The sequence below is a fragment of the Pleionea litopenaei genome (assembly GCF_031198435.1).
In the GTDB taxonomy this organism is placed as follows: domain Bacteria; phylum Pseudomonadota; class Gammaproteobacteria; order Enterobacterales; family Kangiellaceae; genus Pleionea; species Pleionea litopenaei.
Map to the genome: position 1 here is coordinate 2,195,178 of NZ_CP133548.1, position 21,156 is coordinate 2,216,333.

The 21,156-nt window shown below is 42.8% G+C and carries 15 protein-coding genes; 5 read left to right on the plus strand and 10 right to left on the minus strand.

All coding sequences use genetic code 11. From position 1 onward, the window contains the following. Nucleotides 1-36: 36 nt before the first annotated feature. The 6 genes from Q9312_RS09945 to glnE form a co-directional block, all read right to left on the minus strand. On the minus strand, nt 37-3,216 hold the full coding sequence (locus Q9312_RS09945) for an efflux RND transporter permease subunit (protein ID WP_309200687.1): 3,180 nt from the start codon (nt 3,214-3,216) through the stop codon (nt 37-39). A 15-nt stretch (nt 3,217-3,231) separates the two neighbouring features. Beyond that, nucleotides 3,232-4,482 (minus strand): efflux RND transporter periplasmic adaptor subunit, encoded by a 1,251-nt coding sequence (locus Q9312_RS09950; RefSeq protein WP_309200688.1) that lies wholly within the window; start codon nt 4,480-4,482, stop codon nt 3,232-3,234. A 135-nt stretch (nt 4,483-4,617) separates the two neighbouring features. Beyond that, the gene (locus Q9312_RS09955) at nt 4,618-5,304 is read right to left on the minus strand and encodes a potassium channel family protein (RefSeq protein ID WP_309200689.1); all 687 of its coding nucleotides are present in this window, start codon (nt 5,302-5,304) and stop codon (nt 4,618-4,620) included. Continuing rightward, entirely contained in the window at nt 5,301-6,866 is a 1,566-nt protein-coding gene (locus Q9312_RS09960; RefSeq protein ID WP_309200690.1) for an NAD-binding protein, read from the minus strand. Before Q9312_RS09960 ends, Q9312_RS09955 begins: the two co-directional genes overlap by 4 nt. After that, nucleotides 6,866-7,063, minus strand: coding sequence for a zinc-finger domain-containing protein (locus Q9312_RS09965; protein WP_309200691.1), 198 nt, complete (start codon nt 7,061-7,063; stop codon nt 6,866-6,868). Before Q9312_RS09965 ends, Q9312_RS09960 begins: the two co-directional genes overlap by 1 nt. Nucleotides 7,064-7,150: 87 nt before the next feature. Then, nucleotides 7,151-9,994: a bifunctional [glutamate--ammonia ligase]-adenylyl-L-tyrosine phosphorylase/[glutamate--ammonia-ligase] adenylyltransferase gene (gene glnE / locus Q9312_RS09970; RefSeq protein ID WP_309200692.1), complete on the minus strand. Its 2,844-nt coding sequence runs from the start codon at nt 9,992-9,994 to the stop codon at nt 7,151-7,153. A 123-nt stretch (nt 9,995-10,117) separates the two neighbouring features. Here glnE and Q9312_RS09975 point away from each other — a divergent pair, with 123 nt between their 5' ends. The 4 genes from Q9312_RS09975 to dapE all read left to right on the plus strand — a co-directional run bounded on the left by Q9312_RS09975 (nt 10,118) and on the right by dapE (nt 14,382). Further along, the gene (locus tag Q9312_RS09975; protein ID WP_309200693.1) at nt 10,118-10,342 is read left to right on the plus strand and encodes a hypothetical protein; all 225 of its coding nucleotides are present in this window, start codon (nt 10,118-10,120) and stop codon (nt 10,340-10,342) included. 72 nt (nt 10,343-10,414) lie between these two features. After that, nucleotides 10,415-10,999, plus strand: a complete 585-nt coding sequence (locus tag Q9312_RS09980) for a LemA family protein (protein WP_309200694.1) — start codon at nt 10,415-10,417, stop codon at nt 10,997-10,999. Between the two features lie 12 nt (nt 11,000-11,011). Beyond that, on the plus strand, nt 11,012-12,937 hold the full coding sequence (locus Q9312_RS09985; RefSeq protein ID WP_309200695.1) for a M48 family metallopeptidase: 1,926 nt from the start codon (nt 11,012-11,014) through the stop codon (nt 12,935-12,937). A 101-nt stretch (nt 12,938-13,038) separates the two neighbouring features. Next, nucleotides 13,039-14,382 carry a succinyl-diaminopimelate desuccinylase gene (dapE, locus tag Q9312_RS09990; protein WP_309200696.1) on the plus strand — a complete coding sequence of 448 codons (1,344 nt, stop codon included), beginning with the start codon at nt 13,039-13,041 and terminating at the stop codon, nt 14,380-14,382. A 228-nt stretch (nt 14,383-14,610) separates the two neighbouring features. Here dapE and olsF read toward each other — a convergent pair whose 3' ends face one another. The 4 genes from olsF to Q9312_RS10010 all read right to left on the minus strand — a co-directional run bounded on the left by olsF (nt 14,611) and on the right by Q9312_RS10010 (nt 20,273). Then, nucleotides 14,611-16,326, minus strand: coding sequence for a bifunctional ornithine lipid synthase OlsF (gene olsF, locus Q9312_RS09995; protein ID WP_309200697.1), 1,716 nt, complete (start codon nt 16,324-16,326; stop codon nt 14,611-14,613). Between the two features lie 84 nt (nt 16,327-16,410). Further along, the gene (locus Q9312_RS10000) at nt 16,411-17,244 is read right to left on the minus strand and encodes a UDP-2,3-diacylglucosamine diphosphatase (protein WP_309200698.1); all 834 of its coding nucleotides are present in this window, start codon (nt 17,242-17,244) and stop codon (nt 16,411-16,413) included. Nucleotides 17,245-17,356: 112 nt separating this feature from the next. Further along, nucleotides 17,357-18,739 carry an aspartate kinase gene (locus Q9312_RS10005; protein ID WP_309200699.1) on the minus strand — a complete coding sequence of 461 codons (1,383 nt, stop codon included), beginning with the start codon at nt 18,737-18,739 and terminating at the stop codon, nt 17,357-17,359. Nucleotides 18,740-18,752: 13 nt separating this feature from the next. After that, a complete protein-coding gene (locus Q9312_RS10010; RefSeq protein WP_309200700.1) occupies nt 18,753-20,273 on the minus strand; it encodes a CYTH and CHAD domain-containing protein in 1,521 nt (506 codons plus the stop codon). A 182-nt stretch (nt 20,274-20,455) separates the two neighbouring features. Between Q9312_RS10010 and Q9312_RS10015 the strand changes: the two genes are divergently transcribed. Then, entirely contained in the window at nt 20,456-21,130 is a 675-nt protein-coding gene (locus Q9312_RS10015) for a TIGR00153 family protein (RefSeq protein WP_309200701.1), read from the plus strand. Nucleotides 21,131-21,156 lie beyond the last annotated feature (26 nt).

Sequence of the window (21,156 nt, forward strand, 5' to 3'; positions counted from 1 at the left end):
CCTTAATGGTTCGACATGCTTTTTAAATGACATCAACTATCGTTGAATGGGAGAGTCGTTCTTCACCTGTGGATACGGTTGAGAAACGAAGAGTCGTCGCATTGCGCCCTTAAAATCTTCTAAAATGGTGTAAAGCGCAGGAATTAAAACCAAAGTAATGACGGTAGCAAACATGATTCCAAAGGCCAATGATATAGCCATAGGAATAATTATTTGCGCCTGCATACTGGTCTCGAACATGATTGGGAAGAGTCCAAAAAAGGTGGTTAGCGAGGTCAACATAATCGCCCGGAATCGCTTAACTCCAGCTGATAGAATGGCCTCTCTCAATGACATGCCCTCTTTACGCGCCCGGTTCACAAACTCAACCATAATCAAGCTGTCGTTTACCACGACCCCCGACAAAGCAATAATTCCAAACGCCGACATCATACTGAAACTTTTTCCAAAAATTAAATGTCCTGCAATCGCTCCGATCAGACCAAATGGAATAACGGACATCACCATTAACGGCTGAGAATAAGATTTCAGTGGAATAGCGATCAATATATAAATAAGAACTAATGCTACCAGCATCGATAATCCGAGCTCTTTCATCATATCGCCAACTTCTTTGCTCTGTCCGCTTAATTCTGAATTGACACCTGGATACTTTGCGAGTAACTCTGGAATAAACTCTTTGTTAATTTCTTCGGTCACTAAACCCGACTGAACTTTATTCGGATCAAAGTCGGCCATAACCGATATCGCTCGCTTACGATCTTCACGTTGTATTGCCGAATAACCTTCTCCCATCTTGATTTTCGCCACAGATGAAAAAGGAACCCAGTCACCGGTTGACGTACGGACACGCATCGATTCTAAATTGGCAATCGAACGCCGCTCCGACAAGGGGTAACGTACCATCACCTTAATTTCGTCTTTGCCGCGTTGAATTCGCTGAGCTTCTTCACCGTAAAAAGCTTGACGAACTTGACGTCCCAAATTGGCTAAGGAAATGCCTAAGGTTTCAGCGCCGGGCAACAACTCTAGTTCAATTTCTTTATTACCCGAGCTGTAAGATGTACGAATATCAAACACGCCATCATATTCTTCGAGTTTCTTTTGCAATGCTTCAGAGGCTTTTTCTAAATTGTGGTAATTGCTACCAACCAAGCGGAAGCTGATGCTAGCATCGCCACCAGCGCCCATATCAGACATAATGCGTAATTCTTTCACGCCTGCTACGCTACCAATTTGTCGGCGCAACTCTTTCTCAAAGTCAGGAGCAGTGACCAATCGCGATTCATCTTTCACCAGCTCGATAAACATACCTCCGCCGACTTCGCCATTCGTCCACGAGAGCACATGTTCAAGAACTGGATTACCAAAGTTTTTCTCTTCGATTAACACTTTGTTCGCTTCTTGAACGGCTTTTTCCATGCGCTCAACCATGGCATCTCGTTGGCTGATCGGGCTGCCTTCGTTTAAGGAAAAATTCGCTTGAACAAAATCACCGGAAACTTTTGGAAAAGCCTCTACCTTTAGCCAACCAGTGGCTAACAGCGCGATTGAAAAGATTAAAATCGAAAAGAAGCTAACCAAGGTTAAGTATCTGTGTTTAACCACTCCATGTAAAAATGGTTGGTACACATTGTTCGCAAAATTTTCCATCGATTGACGAACCGCGTGCTGCACCTTGGCAAAACCTGAGGCCTTTTTCTCATCATAAGTGTCGTATCGCATATGGGCTAGATGAGCAGGCAGTATCCACTTTGACTCAATCAATGAGAAAATCAAACATAAAATAACCACCACGGCAATGGCTTCAAAAAACGGCGCAAACATAAAGTCTAACGTTAATAGAGGTAAGAATGCCGCTATTGTCGTTAGAACACCAAAGGTCGCCGGCACGGCAACTTTCTTAGCACCCCGTATAACATTTTCTTTTGAATGACCGTGCTCTTTAATTTCGCTATAAACACTTTCACCGATAATAATGGCGTCATCGACCACAATACCGAGCACCAAAATCAATCCAAATAAACTTAAAAAGTTTATATTGGTCGATAAAGGACCCACCTTGTCCATGAGTAAAAATGCGCCACAAAAACAGATGGGAATTCCAACCAATACCCACAGTGCAACTTTAACCCTTAAGAAAAGCGCCAACAGAACGAAAACCAAAATGACACCCATGATCATGTTCCAAAACATCATGTCGAGTCGTTGTTGCAGATAGATAGAGCCGTCGCCCCAAATTTCGATCTTAGCGCCATCAGGAAGAGACTCTTGTTTGCTCTTCATATATTCACGCACAGCTTTCGATATTTCTAAATCATTTTGCTCACCTAATGATTTAACTCGAATAACCGTTGCAGGCTCTCCATTAAATCGAGCAAAACCGTCGGATTCAACGAAACCATCATTAATGTTTGCAATATCACTTAACAGCAGTCGCGTGCCATCAGGATTAGTGCGCAATACAATTTGCGCAAACTCTAAGCCAGTGTAAGCCTGACCTTTAGTACGCAAACGAATATCGCCACCATGCGTTTTAATGGTACCTCCGGGTAAATCTAAAGAGTAATTACGTACTGCCTGAGCAATTTCGCTCATAGTTAAGTCGTATTTTCTAAGCTGACTATCAGAGATTTCAATCGCAATTTCATAAGGACGATTGCCCATTACTTCGGCTTTGTTGACCTCAGATAATGTCATGACCTCATCGCGGACTTCTTGGGCAATGGTTTGTCGAGTACGACGGTCCATATTGCCATAAATACTTAACCAGAGAACGTCAGCAGAAAATTCAACTTTGGAGACTAATGGCTTTTCCGTTTCTCCTGGAAAGGTCACTATCGAATCGACTTGAATCTTTATTTCGTTCAAGGCTTCATCTAAATCTGTATCATTATATAAAGTCGCGGTTACCACCCCAACGCCTTCTCGAGCAGTCGAATTAATGCGCTTGATGCCTTTTACATCTTGTATGGCTTCTTCGATTTTAATAATAACGCCATTCTCAACTTCTTGAGGCGCAGCACCCAAATACGCAACGGATACTTGAACCATGTTTGGTTGAATATCCGGTTGCATACGTTTGGTCATCATAAAGTAAGACGCGATTCCGCCTATGAACAAGAAGATCATCAACAAGTTGGCAGCGACAGAGTTGTGTACAAACCAAGCGATTAAACCTGTTTCTCGCGGATGTGATGTTTGATTAGAAGTCATGAACTATCCTCGACATTAAGGTTGCGGCTGCTCAGAGGCTTCAGACTTAGCCACTTCAGTTTTCTCGGGTGTGACTGGCTCTGGTGACTTATTGTCGACCTCTTGCCCCTCAATACGCAGTTTCATGCCTTCAATTGGTGACTCAATAGACGTCAATACGATTTGATCGCCATCTTGCAAACCTTCTTTTACATAAACAAAGTCATTCTCTGCACGAACGATCGATAACGATCGAATATGTAATTCATTTTTAGTATCACTCACTAACACCTTTTCTAAGTCGCGAAATGCCTCTCGAGGAATCTTAACGACATTGTCGTACTCGATGCCATTAATGTGCGCTGTCACAAAAGTACCCACTTTTAACGGCACTGGGTGCTGTGTTTGTTGCTGCATGGCATAGGGATCATCCACTCTTACGACGGCATAATGCACACGCGATGTTTGATCTACAACTCCTTCCATACGGACTAAACGTCCTTGCCAATGCCGCTCTTGACCGGCATAGGTTGTACTCAAGTCAACCAAAGGATACTGAGAGCTATTATTATGACTCCAACTCGGAAGGTTAACGAATGCTAAGTCTTCATCGGTTAGGGGTAAACGAACTTCAGCGTAATCGGTTGCAAAAGTCACTCCGAGTGAGGTACCGACCGAAACATACTGACCAACATCGGCACGTTTCTCTTTAACCATTCCTGCATAAGGTGCGCGAATGGTCGTTCGCGCCAGTTTTTGCTGAGCCTTCTTCAAATCGGCTTCGGCCGATTGAACGTTCGCTTCGGCTTCAAGCAAAAAAGGCTCTCTTAAAGCGAGAGCAGGTGCTTTGCTACGACTACGACCAGAGAGATCCCATTCTTTTTGAGCTTGCTCGGCCCGCGCTTTCTCTTGCGCATACTGAGCTTGGGCACTAATCAGTCGCGCCTTTGCTTGTTCTACGCCCACCTGGTAGTCGGTGGGATCAATTTGCAACAAGACTTCCCCTTTCTCGAAATAACCTCCTGCGAAGAACTTATCAGAGACGCTTTCTACTTGACCAGACACTTCAGAAACTAGTGAGGTTTCAGTACGCGGCATAACGACACCATGGCTTTCGACCATAAATTGATGGGCTTCGGCTTGAGGTGCTAGCACTTCCACTAATGGCATTTTTACCTGCACCGGCTTTTTTGGCGGTTGAGGCTTGCTCGCGAACATTAAAATAATGCCAACAATCATAACCACGACTATGACGATTCCCGTGAGCGTTGAACTTGCTTTGGTCATAAGATCCCCGATATATCAAAACAATAAGTAATTCGATGGCAACAGACAGATTGCTCCTTCCCAGCCGTCTATTATGCGTCAGACAGATTTAAATGGATGTGAGCAAATGTATCTGATTGTAAACTGATAGGTATTTTAGCTAACACTCGAGACGAATGCTCGAAAGTCTTGATCGCGACCCACTAATACCAAGACATCTTCAGATTGAATGCGGTAATCCAAATGCCCCGCAGCAAACATAAATTGATGAGAATGCGACGACATAAGAATCCCTAGCAACACTAATTTATGCGCATTAAAACTTTCCACCTCGCCCAACCGCTCAGTGACCAGCGCGGAGTCGGCTGGCACAAGAAATTCAACCAGCTCTATATCTTGTTGCGATAAAAAGGCCTGTTCAATAATCTCTACAACTTGCGGTCTTGTGATCATTTGAAAAATACGGCGAGCCGAAAGTTCATAGGGGTCAACAACCTCACTCGCGCCTGCCGCGTACAACCGGTGGTAAGAGTCTGAGTACTCAGCAATCGTCAAAATCCGCAAACCTTGATCAATGGCACGAGCCGATAGAATTAAAAAAACATTCTCGGAATCTTTATCGAGTAGCGTGAATAGCAACGAAATCTTACCTCCGATGCCTGCCTCGCGCAAAGCTTCATCGCTTTGAAAGTCAGCAACGAAAGCGGTAAACCCAAGCGTACGAGCTCGCTCGACTCTACTTTGAACATGATCCAACAAAACAACTTTTTGCCCGTCACCGAGCGTTCGGGCCAGCTCATAGCCCATATCATGACATCCAAAAATGGCAATCCAATGGCTCATAGTGCCCTCTTCGCAAACTGGCGCGCGTTTTGATAATCACCGACAACGATAATGGAATCTTTATCTTGCAGAACATAGTCTCTTTCAAGATTAAAATAGAAGAACTCTTTACCAACGGCATACGCTTGTTCATCGGCTAGTGGTGCTGCTCGCAAAACGCCTAAAAAAATGAGACGAGCTGTCGTAAAATCAAGTTCACTGAGAGAATGGCCAAGCCAGCTGTGCTCTTTGCTGACTCTTATGGCTTCAATTCCGAGATTATTTTGACTGGTTAGAATATCCATTACCGCTTTAAACGCCACCGGTTGCTGAACGTATTCTCGACCAACTTCCGCTACAATGGCATAGGGGTTAATCGCATAGGTTGCACCGGCCATTTTCATTTTATGAGCGTTCGCAGGACTATTCACTCGGCAGTAAATCGGAACCTCGGCATTACTTTGTCGAATACTTAAAGTGACGAATAAGTTAGTCACGTCGTTGCTGGTTAGGCAGAGTACAAAGGTCGCTTTTTTACCCATGCCTATGGCATCGAGCATGGCTTCGTCAGAAGCATCACCGTGTAATGCGATAGTCCCATTTCTTCGGGCCAGTTCTACCCGCTCAAGATCTTGTTCGATAACCACCACTCGTTGATCTTTGGTAAATTGCGAAGCAAGGGCTTGACCAATCCGCCCATACCCACAGATTAATACGAACTCGGTGGTCCGCTCTACTTCACTGAGTAAACGACTGTGGGTAAATTCATGACGCCGAGCATTAAACCCTGATACTAACATCGAGGTGAAAAACGAAACCAAAGCTATACCAAAGACAATAAGCACCATAGTAACGGCTTTTCCTTCAACCGAAGACGGTGTTATATCACCATATCCCACCGTACTAATGGTTACTAAGGACCAATAAATGGCATCAAAAAAACTGTTAACATTTGATTCTGGATGCCCCGATTCAAATTCATATAAAATCGTGGCAGAAATAAAAATGACGGATAAGAAAACAAACAACAACATCCGTAATTCAACTTTTTTCTCCTGAAAAATTGTTGAGAAATAGGTCAGTACTCTGGAGTAGCGAAACAACTTAAAAATTCGAAAAAGAAGTAATAGGCGAAACAATCGTAAGGGACGATAAACCGGTAAAATGGCGAGCAGATCAATGATCGACAAAGGGGACGTAAGAAATTGCCACTTCTGTTGAAAGATACCATTCCAAATTTGCGACCAGCGCATTGGAAGATTGTGATAATTTGCGTACTCTCTTTCTTGCGCAACGATATTATGAACATCACTGCAAGTCCAAAAGCGCATAAGGTATTCAACAATAAAAATGCTCAGTACCGTCCATTCAAATGGCTCTACCCACGCGCCTAAAGAAATGCGGGTATTCAGCACCAGTACGCCAACACTGGAGAGAACCAGAAGTATCATAAAACTATCGAACCACAAGCGACCTAAAGCATGTTGATCAGTCAAAATTCTCTTGAGTGCTCTTTTTAATGCCTGATACGTCTGATTATCGCAGGCCCAATCACTCCATAAATTTAAAGCCGTATTAAGCATTAATTGCCTTCACCAGTATCGAGGCGATATTGTGCTCCACAATAGGGACAATGAGCTTCATTATTTTGGTCAAGCTGCAAGTACACTCTCGGATGCTTGTTCCATACTTCATCCTTTGGTCTCGGACACGAAAGAGGTAGGTCGGATGAAGTAATTATCATTGGCTCGCCAAGGGTCGTTTTCGTAGTAGTACTCATTGATTACTCCATTAAAAATGCTTTTCGCTTTAAGCATCATTCGACAGACTCGCTAACAGAATGATTACTCCAAAGTCTTATATGGTGCTAGATTTTAAAAAGTATAGACCAAGCATTACAGACTTGATCGATGTGATCTTTTAATTGCACTTCTGGTAAACATTTATCTTGTCCAGTTAGCACCAAGTAATTACTGCATTCTCGATAATAACGATAAGCTTCGATTAATAATGCTGCCGTTTTTGCACTGATTAAGTCAAGTTTGGCGGCTTGCTCAAGTTGATGTGTCGTACGCGTTGACCAACTTTGTAACTCCGTCAAATGAGCCGATGATAAAACTAAATATTGAGCAATAAACTCAATATCTACCATTGTACCCACGCCTTGCTTGATATCGATCAATGAATCTTTTGATTTATCTAGATTCCGTCGCATTTTGTCACGCATGTCTACCACATCACGCATAAGTTGTTGCGACTCTCTTTGACGCCCAATAATGTCATTTCGAAACTGTGAAAACCATTTGCCTATGTTCGGATCGCCACAAATCACTCGTGCACGAGTCAGCGCTTGATGCTCCCACGTCCAAGCTTCGTTTTCTTGGTAGTCTTTGAATGCGTTTATATGACTCACTAATAACCCTGAGTTACCTGATGGACGAAGACGCGTATCTACCTCATAAAGCACACCAGATATTGTGCGCATATTTAACGAAGAAATAATCCGTTGTGCCAAACGCGTAAAAAATTGAGCATTGGAGATAGGATGAGAGCCGAGTGTTTTCGACTCAGGATCGGCATCGTATAAAAAGACAATATCAAGATCAGAACCAAAACCAAGTTCTTCGCCACCAAACTTACCATACCCAATGATTGCGAACTGCTCTGGTGTTAACTCAGCTGAATGAGAGGACTGAGGCGCACCAAATTTTGCCACAAGCTTGTGCCAAGATAAGTAAAGTACCGTGTCAACAACCGCCTCAGCAATGTGACTTAAATAGCGACTCGCTTTTCGCACATTGATCGTTTGATTTAACACTGCGGCAGCCACTCTTAGCTCATGGGTTTGCTTAAATATACGCAGATGTTCTTGCTGCTGTTCTTCGTCATCAGGTTCGACACGCAACATGTGCACACGCAATTCATCTTTTAATTCATGGCTAGTCAAGGGCGTATACAGAGCATTTGGATAGAGAAGTTCATCTAACAAAATTGGATACTCCGTTAAACGCTCACTTATCCACGCACTTTGCGAACACAGTCGAACTAAATGCTCCAACACCGGAGGGTTCTCTTCGAGCAAAACCAAATAGGCGGTTCTTCGGTTTATTGATTTTAATAATTGAAGTATACGCTCCAAAGATACCTGTGCATTGTTAACTTTCGAAATACTAGACAGTAGCCCAGGAAAAAATGAACTCAAGCGATTACGCCCTGTTTCGGTCAGTTGTTGATAGGCATTTGATGCGACAAACAGTCGAATCGACTTAGCAATTTGCTGCACTTGTTCTGAAGACTGCTCCGCAAACACCTCGCTTAACTCTGAGTCATCAAAACTGGCCACTTTAAAGTTGCTCTTCGACGGCCCCTCGCTATCATCGTTCTCGAGTCGAAAAGCCTCCGAAAATTCTTGATGTACAATTGAAAGAGCCTGTTGTAAACGTTGATAAAATGCCGTGTAGTTATCAAAGTCTAAAACGGCAATGAGTCGCGCTTGGTCACACTCATTTTCGGGCAATTGCTGTGTTTGTTCGTCATATTGCATCTGCAGAATGTGCTCAACCTTTCTCAAAAAAGAATACTCTTGTTTTAAAGTATTGGCTTTATCTTGAGGAATAACCTCGTGTTCTTGCAATGCTTCTAACGCCCGGTAAAAACTTTTAGCTCGGAGCTGCGGTATTCTTCCACCCCGAATCAGCTGCAAAGACTGCACAATAAACTCAGCCTCGCGAATACCGCCTGAGCCTAACTTTATATTGTCTTGTAGTTTTCTACGACGAACTTCATTGGCTATCATCGATTTCATTGATCGTATCGACTCGAGTACACCAAAATCGATATACCTACGAAAAACAAACGGCGTGATCATTTTGTAGAAAACCTGATGAACTAAGCTTTCTTCGCCAATGACTCTCGCTTTAATCATTGCGAAGCGCTCCCACTCTCGCCCTTGCTCTTGATAATAATCTTCAGCAGCATCTAGACTCATTGCTAAAGGACCACTTTCACCGTAAGGCCTCAAGCGCATATCTACTCGAAATACCCTACCGTCACGGGTGGTATCATTTAATAAATTGATTAACTGCTGGCCGAGTCGAATAAAAAAAGTATGATGCTCTAGACTTCGGTTTGCACCCTGAGTTTCTCCTTCTTCTGCATAGAAAAATATCAGGTCGACGTCCGATGAAAAGTTAAGCTCTAATCCCCCATACTTCCCCATCGCCAAAATCATCAAGTCCATGGAATTTCCGGAAGAGTCGAGTGGCGTTCCCCATTGTTCAGTCATCTGCTTGAAACACCATTGGTAAGCCGTGGTAATAAGATGATCGGCAAAGCAAGAAAGGGTTGCCATTTCTTGCTCAATGGTCTGAGTATTCAGAAGTCGCTGTAGCGCTATTTGCGCCATGATTCGATTACGCCAGACTCTCAAAGAACGCTTAGCGCCATCGAGGCTGGCCTGCTGACTCACTTCTGCACGCATTTCAAGAGCCACTGATTCCAGATTAAGAGGATGTTGATAAGCTCCTGAGGATAAAAAAGCATCAAATAGAGGCGGTTCTTTCGACATCACTTGTCCGACAAATGGACTCGCCTGTGCCAAACTGGTCATACTCGAGCAACTTGCACAGTCACTAAAGCTTGGCTGATAATCAAAGTGATCATTACTTGTCGAGATGACTTGAGTAAGATTTTGATATTTTTCGAGACTCATTCAATTATCCTGGGGTGGACTCGCGGCATTACACGGTTTCCAGCCGCAATATCTAGACATGACCGCTATACTATAACGTCATCATAGTGAGAGCTCCAGTAATACACTATGTTGGAGGCGAATATGGAAGTATTTAAGTGGATTTCGGTGATTGTATTAATAGTTGTTGGTGCCGAAGTCATCAAGATGTATATTAAGTCGAAAGCAACGACTAAGTCAGACGAAGAATTGCTAAACAAACAGCAAGCACAAATTGATGAGCTCAATCGACGTGTTGCCGTGTTAGAGAAAATTGTCACTGACCCCAGCGAGTCGTTAAAACGAGAAATAAACCAACTGAATGATTAGTCATTCAAATGCTCTTAATCGAGACGTTTGAATGGCTTTAAATAGTTTAGAAAAAGTTAAAGAGGGTTTGAAATGGAATGGATCATTCTTGCCGTTGTAGCGGTTATTATTTTTTATGTCATTGGCATTTATAACAAATTAGTTTCCCTTCGTAATCGATTCAAGAATGCGTTTTCTCAAATCGACGTGCAACTTACACGCCGCTATGACTTAATTCCAAATCTTGTCGAAACAGCTAAAGCTTACATGTCACATGAGCGAGAGACTCTCGAAGCGGTCATTGCGGCGCGTTCTCAAGCCGTTAGCGCAAATCAAAAGGCCGCTGACGATCCGAGCGATGCAGGTTCTATACAGGCGCTTATGGGTGCAGAATCCGTATTAACCGGTGCCATGGGGCGATTATTTGCGGTCATGGAGAGCTACCCTGATTTAAAAGCCAATGAAACCATGTCGAATGTCATGGAAGAGTTAACGACGACCGAAAATAAAATTGCTTTCGCTCGACAAGCCTTTAACGATTCTGTCATGTTCTATAACACTTATAGAGAGCAGTTTCCAAACAACATTGTTGCGAATAACTTTTCCTTCCAGGAAGCTCAACTATTTGAGGTAGAAGAACCCGAAGCACGCAAAGCGGTGAAAGTTAACTTTAGTTAATACGATTAATTCATGAATTTCTTCGAAAACCAGCAACAAGCCAAAGCGCAAACTAAAAAGTTAGTGGCGCTTTTCGCTTTCGCCGTCATTGCTATTGTATTACTGGTGAACATTGCCGTTTACTTTAGTGCTTGTGCCTCTAATATCCATTGCACCAACTTTACTAGCTATTGGCAACAGCCGATCAGTTGGATGATCACGTTTATGATTATCATGATTATTTCAGTCACCAGCCTATTTCGTTGGTGGCAAATGAAGTCAGGTGGTGGATACAAAGCGGTGACCATGGTTGGCGCAACAGCCGTGAAGTTTAGTACCACCGATCCACTTGAGCGACGACTGATCAACGTTGTCGAAGAGATGTCAATTGCGTCCGGCGTTCCCATGCCCGCTTTATACGTGATGCATCAAGAGAAAGGTATCAATGCTTTTGTTGCTGGAACCAAACCTGAAAATACTTGCCTCGCTGTGACTAAGGGTTGTTTAGAGCAATTAACCCGACAAGAATTGCAAGGCGTCATCGCTCATGAATACAGTCATGTATTCAATGGCGATATGAAAATCAATATTCACCTCATTGGTATTCTTGCAGGCATCCTTGTTCTTGGGCAACTCGGAGAATTTCTCGCTCGAAGCAGCTCTCATTCAACCTCGAGTCGCAGGAGCGAAGGTGGACAAATTGCTATTGTCGGAATAGCTTTAATGATTGTTGGCTACGTCGGATTGTTTTTTGGCCGTTGGATCAAAGCGGCTATTTCACGCCAACGTGAATATTTAGCCGATGCCTCTGCGGTTCAGTACACAAGAGACAATCAAGGTATCGCGAACGCTTTGTTTAAAATACAAAGCTCTTATGAAGGATCAACGCTCTCTTCTAAAAAGGCAGAAGAAGTCAGTCACATGTGTTTTGAAAAAAGTAGTCGGATAAAACTTTTTTCAAATTTATTAGCAACTCACCCAAAAATAGACGACCGTATCAAGCGCGTTGCACCGAACTTCACTCCCACGTTGGCCAAACCTAAAACGAGTGATGAGAGTTCAAATAAAGAGTCCACATCAACCGACTCAATATCGAGAGAAGAAGTCTTCACTTCGGCGATGACCACAGCAACCGCAGCATCACTCTCACCGCAATCGCTGGTTCAAAAAATTGGAACCCTTGATTCTGAACAAGTCAGTAAAGCCAAGAGTTTACTCGAGTCTATTCCAGATTCACTGAAAGATATTGCCCACGGTCAGAATGAACAACTTAGCGCGTCTGATTTATTACTATCCGTACTTGTGTTTGTGAATACACAACCTAGAGTGACTTGCCTCGAAAGTGTAAGTGACTTAATCAGTTCAGAGCAAATGGATAACATCACTCAAATCGTTCCGCTACTAAAAGGATTAAACAATCAACAGGTGCTTGCGCTGACCGACATCTCCGTGCCAGCGTTAGCTCAGCAAGCGAGCGAACTCAATGAAGCCTTCATTCGTGTTGCGAAACAACTGATCAGTTGCGATAAGTCAGTCTCATTAATGGAGTACATTGTTTTTGCCATTTGTCTTCGCACGACTAATTTGAATCATACGATTGAAAAAACTTTTTCCAGTTTTAAACCTGTGGTGAAAGATATTCATTATATTCTTTCGCTACTTTTGCAAGAATCGAAAACATCTGAAGAACGCCGCGCAAAATTACTCGCAGAACTAATGAAAAGCTTTGGAGACACTTCAGAAACGGGCGCTTCTGACAATCATCAAAGTGTTAATTTCAATGCCAATCAATTTCATCAATCGATAAGAAACTTAGATCGACTTAGTCCCATATTAAAAGCCCCCTTTATCGAGGCGATGGTCAACTGCATTCAAGACGATCATCACATCACCGATCAAGAGTGGGTTCTATTGCGTGGAATTAGCAATCTAATTGATTGCCCAGCCCCTCAGATATAGTCGAAAACAGGGTTCAAGCTGTCAATTTTCTGTCATTTATTTGCTAACTAGCGGTCACATTCAGATTTTAAACTCCATTTTAACAATGGAGCTAACTAGCAATGCCGACCAAATCAAGCAAACCTACCCAACTAACTTTGGCCGATCAAGACTTGATCGCAACGCTGCAAAGTCTGATTCAAAAACCGTCGGTTACACCTGACGATGCAGGATGCATTCCATACCTCATTGAACGTCTAACGCGACTAGGATTTGAATGTCAAAGCTTTACGCTTAATGGCGTTACCAATTTAATTGCCGTTAAAGACGCTTCAGCTGACGAGCTAAGCCAACGAACGACTCAATCCGGAAAAGTAGACATAAACCACGAGTTAACGTCTCACAAAAACTCAAAACCTAGACTTGCCTTTATAGGACATACGGATGTCGTTCCCCCTGGAAATGATGCAGACTGGTGTTACCCACCATTTGCAGCGCACATTGATGGACAGAGTATTTACGGCCGCGGAGCAGTTGACATGAAAAGCGGCATTGCCTGCATGTTAAATGCATTGGAACAACTCTCTCCGTCAGCGTACAGCAATGGTTCAATGATGCTGCTTATTACTTCTGATGAAGAAGGCGTAGCTGAATACGGTACACGATCAATTATTGAATACCTTAAACAGCAAGACTTACTACCTGATGCATGCTTAGTCGGGGAACCAACCGCAAGAAAAAGTTGTGGCGATACCATAAAAATAGGACGCAGAGGATCAATATCAGGTTCAATTCAATTGTCAGGCATTGCGGGCCACGTTGCCTATCCGCAACAAATAGAAAACCCAATTCATCAAATGGGTGAAGTTATCGCTCGTTTGAACGCAATCGCCTGGGATGAAGGTAGCTTAGACTTTCCTGGAACCAGTTTACAAATCACCCGAATTGAATCCGGTGAGTTCACAGACAATATCAGCCCTGCCAAATGCAAAATTTCTTTTAATATTCGCTACAGCCACTTATGGTGTGAGCAATCATTAGATGCATTAATTCATCAGCAATTGATGGATATTTCCAAAAACTTCGAGATAACATGGGAGCGACCATGTACGCCGTATTTTTCTGCGCCCGATCAATGCCGCTCGCAACTCCTTCCCGTTCTCGAGCAAGCGATCATTCAATCGACTGGACGATATCCAGTTTTGTCGACATCTGGAGGAACCTCCGATGGACGATTCGCCGCACAGATCTGTAATGATGTTTTTGAGTTTGGTATTCCTAACAAGACGATCCACCAAGTGAATGAAAGAGCAAGGCTTGACGATATTTTTGCTCTTCGTGATATTTACCTAAAAACACTAGAACTATTTTTTAACGTAGAAACTGTTTTCAGCGTGAATAATGTTCGCAATGAACAGGAGCCCATCCTATCTAGGAACACGCTAAATGAAGCACCCGCTAGCTAGTTATTCGTTTTTGCGGGCGGTCAGTCGCATACGGACAATTAGCCTTTCGAATAAGTAATCTTAAGAAGCGACCAATACCCTGTCCTATTAATACTTTACCCTATTTATACCTTACCCTTCTTATACCAGCGCAAATTCATGCCCCGCCCTATTCATTGAGAGAGCAGAGCACGGCAACTCAATAAAGAAATCTTCGTTCAATCAACGAAATATAAATCGCGAGAGTAATTAAGCATCGCGTTGTAAATAACGTTTTCGCTTTTTCTCTTTCAACTGAGCCAAATCAACCATGACTAGGCCATCAACGCAATCCGCGAACTCAGGATCAACCCCGAAGTCAAGGAACCTAACGCCGCCAGGCGAACAAAGTTCAGAGTATTGTTTATAAAGAGTAGGTATTGAAACGCCCATATTCGCTAACAAACTTTTCAATTGCGTAAAATCTTCTTTATAGTCATTTCCTTTAAAGGTTTCTCTCAGCTTTTCAGAAACTTCATCTTCGATACTATAAGGATGTCTAGATGCAGCATCGTGATGACCATCTGAAAAATAGCAACGATAAAAGTGAATCATAAGATCTTTCGCTGCTTTAGGCATCTGATTGCTCATACTTACGGGGCCAAAAAGGTAACGAAACTGTGGATTTTCTTTGATAAAAGCGCCGATACCAAACCACAAGTAGTCTAACGATCGCTTACCCCAAAACTTGGGTTGAACAAAGCTTCGCCCTAACTCTAGTCCTTGCTGTAAGTAACCATTCATTGAACGGTTAAATTGAAACAATGAGTGCGTATACAGATGCTCAATTCCCTTTTCTGCAATCACTTTCTTTGTATCACAAAAACGATAAGCACCGACGACTTCCATTAACTCTTTGTCCCATAGAACTAAGTGATAATAGTGGCGGTCATAGGTATCGGTATCACGCTTAAGGCCCGTACCTTCTCCCACCGCTCGAAAGGAAAGTTCTCTAAGTCTGCCAATCTCTCTTAATAATATGGAGTCCTTAAGCGACTCACACAGAAACATAAGTTTTCCATCCGGTGTTTCACCCAGTTTACGATGGCTGCGTAATTCTTCATACACAGCGACCGGATTTTCCGGATGGGCAATTGGAGTAATCGATTCAAATACAGCTTTTCGATTAGACGCCAAAGCGTATAAATGTTTCCTAAATAACTTGGCGGTTTGCTTATTGTCAAAAGGTAACTTCTCAAACTGCTCAAACGGTATTGGATTACCTGCTTTAATCGTGACCGTTTTCTGCGATTGTTTAAACATTTCTTTAACGAGCATTAAAGTCGCCATCGGCTTATAAATCGCCGATGCTAAATAAAACGCCATCGAGTTTCGGGCGTCAACAAATAGCGGCAAAACCGGTGCTTTTGCTGAACGAGCCATTCGTAAGAAACCCGAACGCCATAAACCATCTTTCACGCCCGACAAGCGCATTCGACTCACTTCACCCGCTGGGAAAATAATCACGGCTCCTTCGCTTGCAAGAAACTCTTGGATTGCGCTGAAGTTTTCCTTGGGTGTTTTGCCATTCATATTGTTAACGGGCAGCAGAACATCATGTAGGGGATTTAGAGCCATAAGTAATTCATTGGCTACAATCTTCACGTCGGGGCGAATATCATAGATCAATTTAATAAGAGCAAGGCCGTCGAGTGAACCGATAGGATGGTTAGAAACGATCACCACTCTGCCTTGCGAAGGAATTCGCTCTCGATCACGATGAGAAATTTGATAACTAAAATTAAAGTACTCTAGAACTTTCTCGACAAAACTAATGCCACTGAGATTGGGGTAATCTTGCTCGAACTGCTTGAATTCTGATTCGTGTAATAGATATTTCAATACACCACTAATTGCTTTATAGACAAGTGGACGATTAGAAATTGTTGGGTATTTTTCACTGAGAAATTGATCAACCGTAAACATAATAAAGTCTCTGATACTTTTTACAGAAGACTAGATAATGTCAATGACAGCTCCTTTGCAAAAAGATGTCACTTTAGTGACAAATTAAGCGGCCTTTTGGTCACTCTGCTTACTCGAAGTATCTAACGCGCTTTCAGAGTCAAGACTCGTGAGCGTTTCTTTGTCAGCCGCAGGCCAGTACTGCAAACTAAATTTGCCATGAAAATCTTCGCAGATATAGCTGCAATTCTCAATCCAATCTCCGCAGTTGAAGTAACAACCCGTTGGCTCTTCTAGTAAGGCAGGCTGATGGATATGCCCGCAGAAAATGCCGGAAAAACCGCGTTTATTTGCGTATTCGAGAGCGGCGGATTGATATCGTGAAATATAGGCTTGAGCCCCTCCGACCCGACTTTTAATAAATTTTGTCAGAGACCAATAAGGCTTGCCAAATATTGCTCGTATACGGTTATACCAACGATTAAGAAATAACAGCGCATCATAAAGTTTATCGCCTATCCAAGCCAGCAACCTCGGGCAAGCGACTAATCCATCAAACAAATCTCCATGAATCAGTAAATAACGCGTACCGTCGACGCCATGATGAACTGACTCATCACAGCACTCAATTTGATTAATAACCAACGGCAGTAAACTTCGAACGGCGGCATCATGGTTGCCAGGAATATAGATAACCTTTGTTCCTTGTTCTGCAAGCTGAAGAATCCTTGCGATGACTTGATGATGCTCTTTAGGCCAAAAGTGCCTTCGCTGAATGGACCAGAGATCAACGATATCTCCGAGTAAATACAAGGTGTCACATCGACAAGTATTTAAAAACTGCAACAATTGATTAGCTTTGCAATCTTTGTAACCTAAGTGAATGTCCGACAAAAATACTGAGCGGTATCGCCTAAACGCCAAACTTCCATTACTCATAACGCTTCGCCTCTGGTATTGATCGCATACCTTAGGCACACTTTAAAAAACCATCACGACAGATTTATGACGAACGCGCAAAACTTTTATTGCAATAAGACAGTTAGCGATACTAAGACTCAGAAACGATTGAGCTCCAAGAGAGTCCGAATTCATTACTCAGTTCATTCTCTTCGATTAAACCTCGATGTAATTGCTGAGTAATTTCAGCACTGCAATTAGGATTCACCAGAATGCTCATGATACCGAGTTCTTTATTAGTGAAGCAGGCTAAGGTTCGTTCTTTCCATTGAGAGCTCATATGCGCTTTTACGTCTTCGATCCATTGGCCATCATGAGTGCTTCCAAGCAAAGTAATTAGTGTGTAACAACTTTCTAACATAACGCCATATTTCTGCGATAACTGATCATCTTCAGGTTGATGCTTTTCCGTGTGCCGATACAGCAATAAACACTGATTCGCATTTGAAAGGTCCAACTCTATTCGGTCAAACCCAAGCGCTAACAGTTGCTCGACTGTAGTCTGACTCAGATGGTTTGCACGAATCCAGGTAACAGACTCTTCAATCGCGATGCCCATAACTGACGCGGCACAATCGTCCAAATAAATATAAGTGCCCGGATTTTCTGGTAATCGCGTTGATTTGACACGTACCGGAATCGAAAACTCTTTCACCGGTGCCATAGCACGAGGGTGGAGTACTTTCGCGCCAGATTGAGAAAACAGTTCGGCTTGCCGATAAGACATAACTGACAATTGACGAGCCTCGGAAATGTCTCTTGGATTAATCGAAAAGACACCAGGAACATCGGTCCAAATTTCTAACTGATTCGCTCGAAGTTTTGCCGCAAAATAACTAGCAGATGTGTCAGATCCTTCACGCCCGAGTAAAACCGTATCACCAAATTCATCAGCAGCAATAAAGCCCTGGGTAATAACAACTTGATCCGATTGGCAGCCCATTTGTTTGGCATCGAGTGGCTCAGAATAATCACATTGATTACTGGTATAGTGATGCCACTCATCTAAATCACGATTATTGTGAGCAATCAAATGCGCTCGGCAATCCATCCAAAAGACGTTAATGCCTTGATTTTGCAAATAGCTCGCTCCAATGACGGTGGAGAATAACTCGCCGCAAGCTAGCACTTGCGCATGTTGTTTAGGAGTCACTGTTTGCTGCCGATATATTTCATCACAAAAATCGGTCAAGTCGTCAAAGTACGATTGCAAAGCAGTCTCGCCATTAACGCCTAACTCCGCAGCAAATCTCAAGTGTAATTCCTTCAACTGAAAGATCGCTTTAATGTGCACTCCAGCTAATGCTTGATGCAAAAGAGCTTCAAGTAAGTTCGAAACATTTTTTAATGCTGACAAAACGAGAAAAGGTTGATGACCTTGATCGAGTTTTACTTGAACCTCTCGCTGAATCGTCTTCCATAGATTCGCGTCGGCAACACTGCTACCGCCAAATTTTAATACAGACCAAGTCATAAATTTTGTACCGTTATAACAACCAGTAAGGACGCGATTTAAACATCGCTTTGCGTGTGTGTTCCATTGCTTCTTTTACCGACTCATTGCGCTTATCTATCCATTGATGAATTTCTTCGTCATTACGAATCTGGTAAGTTTTAAAACAACGAGCAACGTATTGAAAGTAAGAGAGCTCACGAGTACCTGCTAACAAATCGAGCCAAGGTTGTCGATATTTTTGCCTTTTTTTCGAGTCAAACAAGCCGCCGAAAAACAACCCTAAATCGAGTGCCTTTCGTAATCTCGGTACTTGTTCTAGATAATCGTTAATGTCCATCTCTATCTTAGGACCGACTTCTCGTTTTAATTCGCGCAGTGTGTGTTCTAGCTGAGCTTTCGCAAAGTCGATGATTGGACTTTTTAATTTTTCTAAGTCGGCGTCCGTTATGAACTGTCGCCACTGCTTGAAAAACAGCCACTCAGAAATTCCTAACATGACTAAATTATAGCGTTCTGAAGATTTCAGTTGTTTAAAGTCGATCAAAGCTTGACTCATTGCACCATGATTAACCGCTAACGCTTGCTCAATATCTTCTTCGGTTACAAGAGACTCATTGAGCATCTGTTGCAAGTGATTACGTTCACGTGCAACGTCGACTATTTTCGACATGAATTCTGCAATATATTCCCAATTCGCTCTCAAGTCACTGGTCGCATGCCGAGGAATTAGACTGCCAAATATTTGATAAACATGTTGTACGTACAATAAGGCACGATACATTTGCAATATGGCTTCAGGCGCCAAAGAAGAATCTAAAAACTGCTCATAATATTGCCAATGTTTTAAGCCAGAATAACAAATCACTTCAAAGGCCATCTCGGCTTCTGTGCCTTGACTCATTTCAAGCGTCGACATTCGACGATGCGTTGGCTCTAATGAAGAGCACAAAGAATATCCGCGACGGGCTTTGCTTGCATTACTGATCGCAAAACCTTGTTGTGAAATAAGCTGACGACTTAGCGTGAATAAGTAGGCAGGATTACCTTTGACTAATTCTAATTCTACCTCTGATATCGGAGACGAATCATCTTCATAAAATATATGGCCGACATCTAATGCGATTTCAATTTCAGTGCCGTCTTCGAAATGAAGCGATGTTTTATGTCGGGTGAAATTTGTAGTGAACACTTTGTCTAACTCACCGTCTTCTTCGATCGCTTCTTCGAGCAAGATTTTCAAATAGGGATCTTCGACTTTATCAACGTCTATTGCAAACTGTTGTAACTGTGTTTCAGATTCATTTCGCTCATGCAAACCACCGATTGCACGACCAGACGCTTTCACGGTTTGAATCAACTTGTCGCCATCAACCCGAATCCTTAAACCAATTTTTAATTCTCTCAGTTTAAAATTCTCGGTATCGAAATAGGTATTTTTAAGATCAGAAGATACCCAAGGATCCACTGCTACAACATCTTGGAACGAGAAATCCAACAGTGATTTTACTTGTCGTTGTTCGGCAATGAGCTTAACTTCGAGTTCGTTAGCCATCCAGCAGTCTAATTGGGGTGAATTAATATCAATTTTCAGTTTAGCGGGGTAATTTTGCACTGTCACCTATAATTTTATCCCAGATCAAAACCCCTCGTCCTACCCTTTGCCTAGACAATGCATGCGACTATCTCTACAATCGCGGCATCAATTACCTGATACCAACCAGTAATGAGATAGCTATGAATTTAATCAGCGATTTATTTGCAGCATCCCCCTTCCGCCCCATGCAAGATCACATCAGCAAAGTTCATGAGTGTGTTAGTGAGCTCAAGCCCTTTCTTGAAGCCGTGTGCAAGAAAGACTGGGATACCGTTGATGCATTACAACAAAAGATCAGTGGGCTTGAGAATGATGCCGACGACCTAAAGAAAGACATTCGATTAAAACTTCCTGGAGGCATTTTTCTTCCTGTTGCGCGCACCGATTTGCTTGGCTTAGTCACCGCTCAAGACAAATTGGCTAACCGGGCCAAAGACATTGCTGGCTTAATGACAGGGCGCCATATGGAGATTCCAGAAGCCTTACAACCGAGTTTTATGGCGTATTTGGAACGCTGCATTGATGCTTCAGCGCAGGCACATAAAGCGATTCATGAACTCGATGAGTTAGTTGAAACCGGCTTTCGTGGCCGTGAAGCCTTGCTAGTTGAAAAAATGATCTCTGAACTTGATGCCATCGAAAACGATACCGACGTATTGCAACGTCAACTGCGTAAAGAATTGTTCAAGATCGAGAATGACCTGCCAGCGGTTCATGTCATTTTCTTATACAAAGTCATCGATTGGATTGGCGATCTTGGGGATCGCGCAGAGAAAGTCGGTTCAGATTTAGAACTTATGTTAGCGCGCAAGTAAGTACTTGCTCAGTCAGCTCAGTGAAC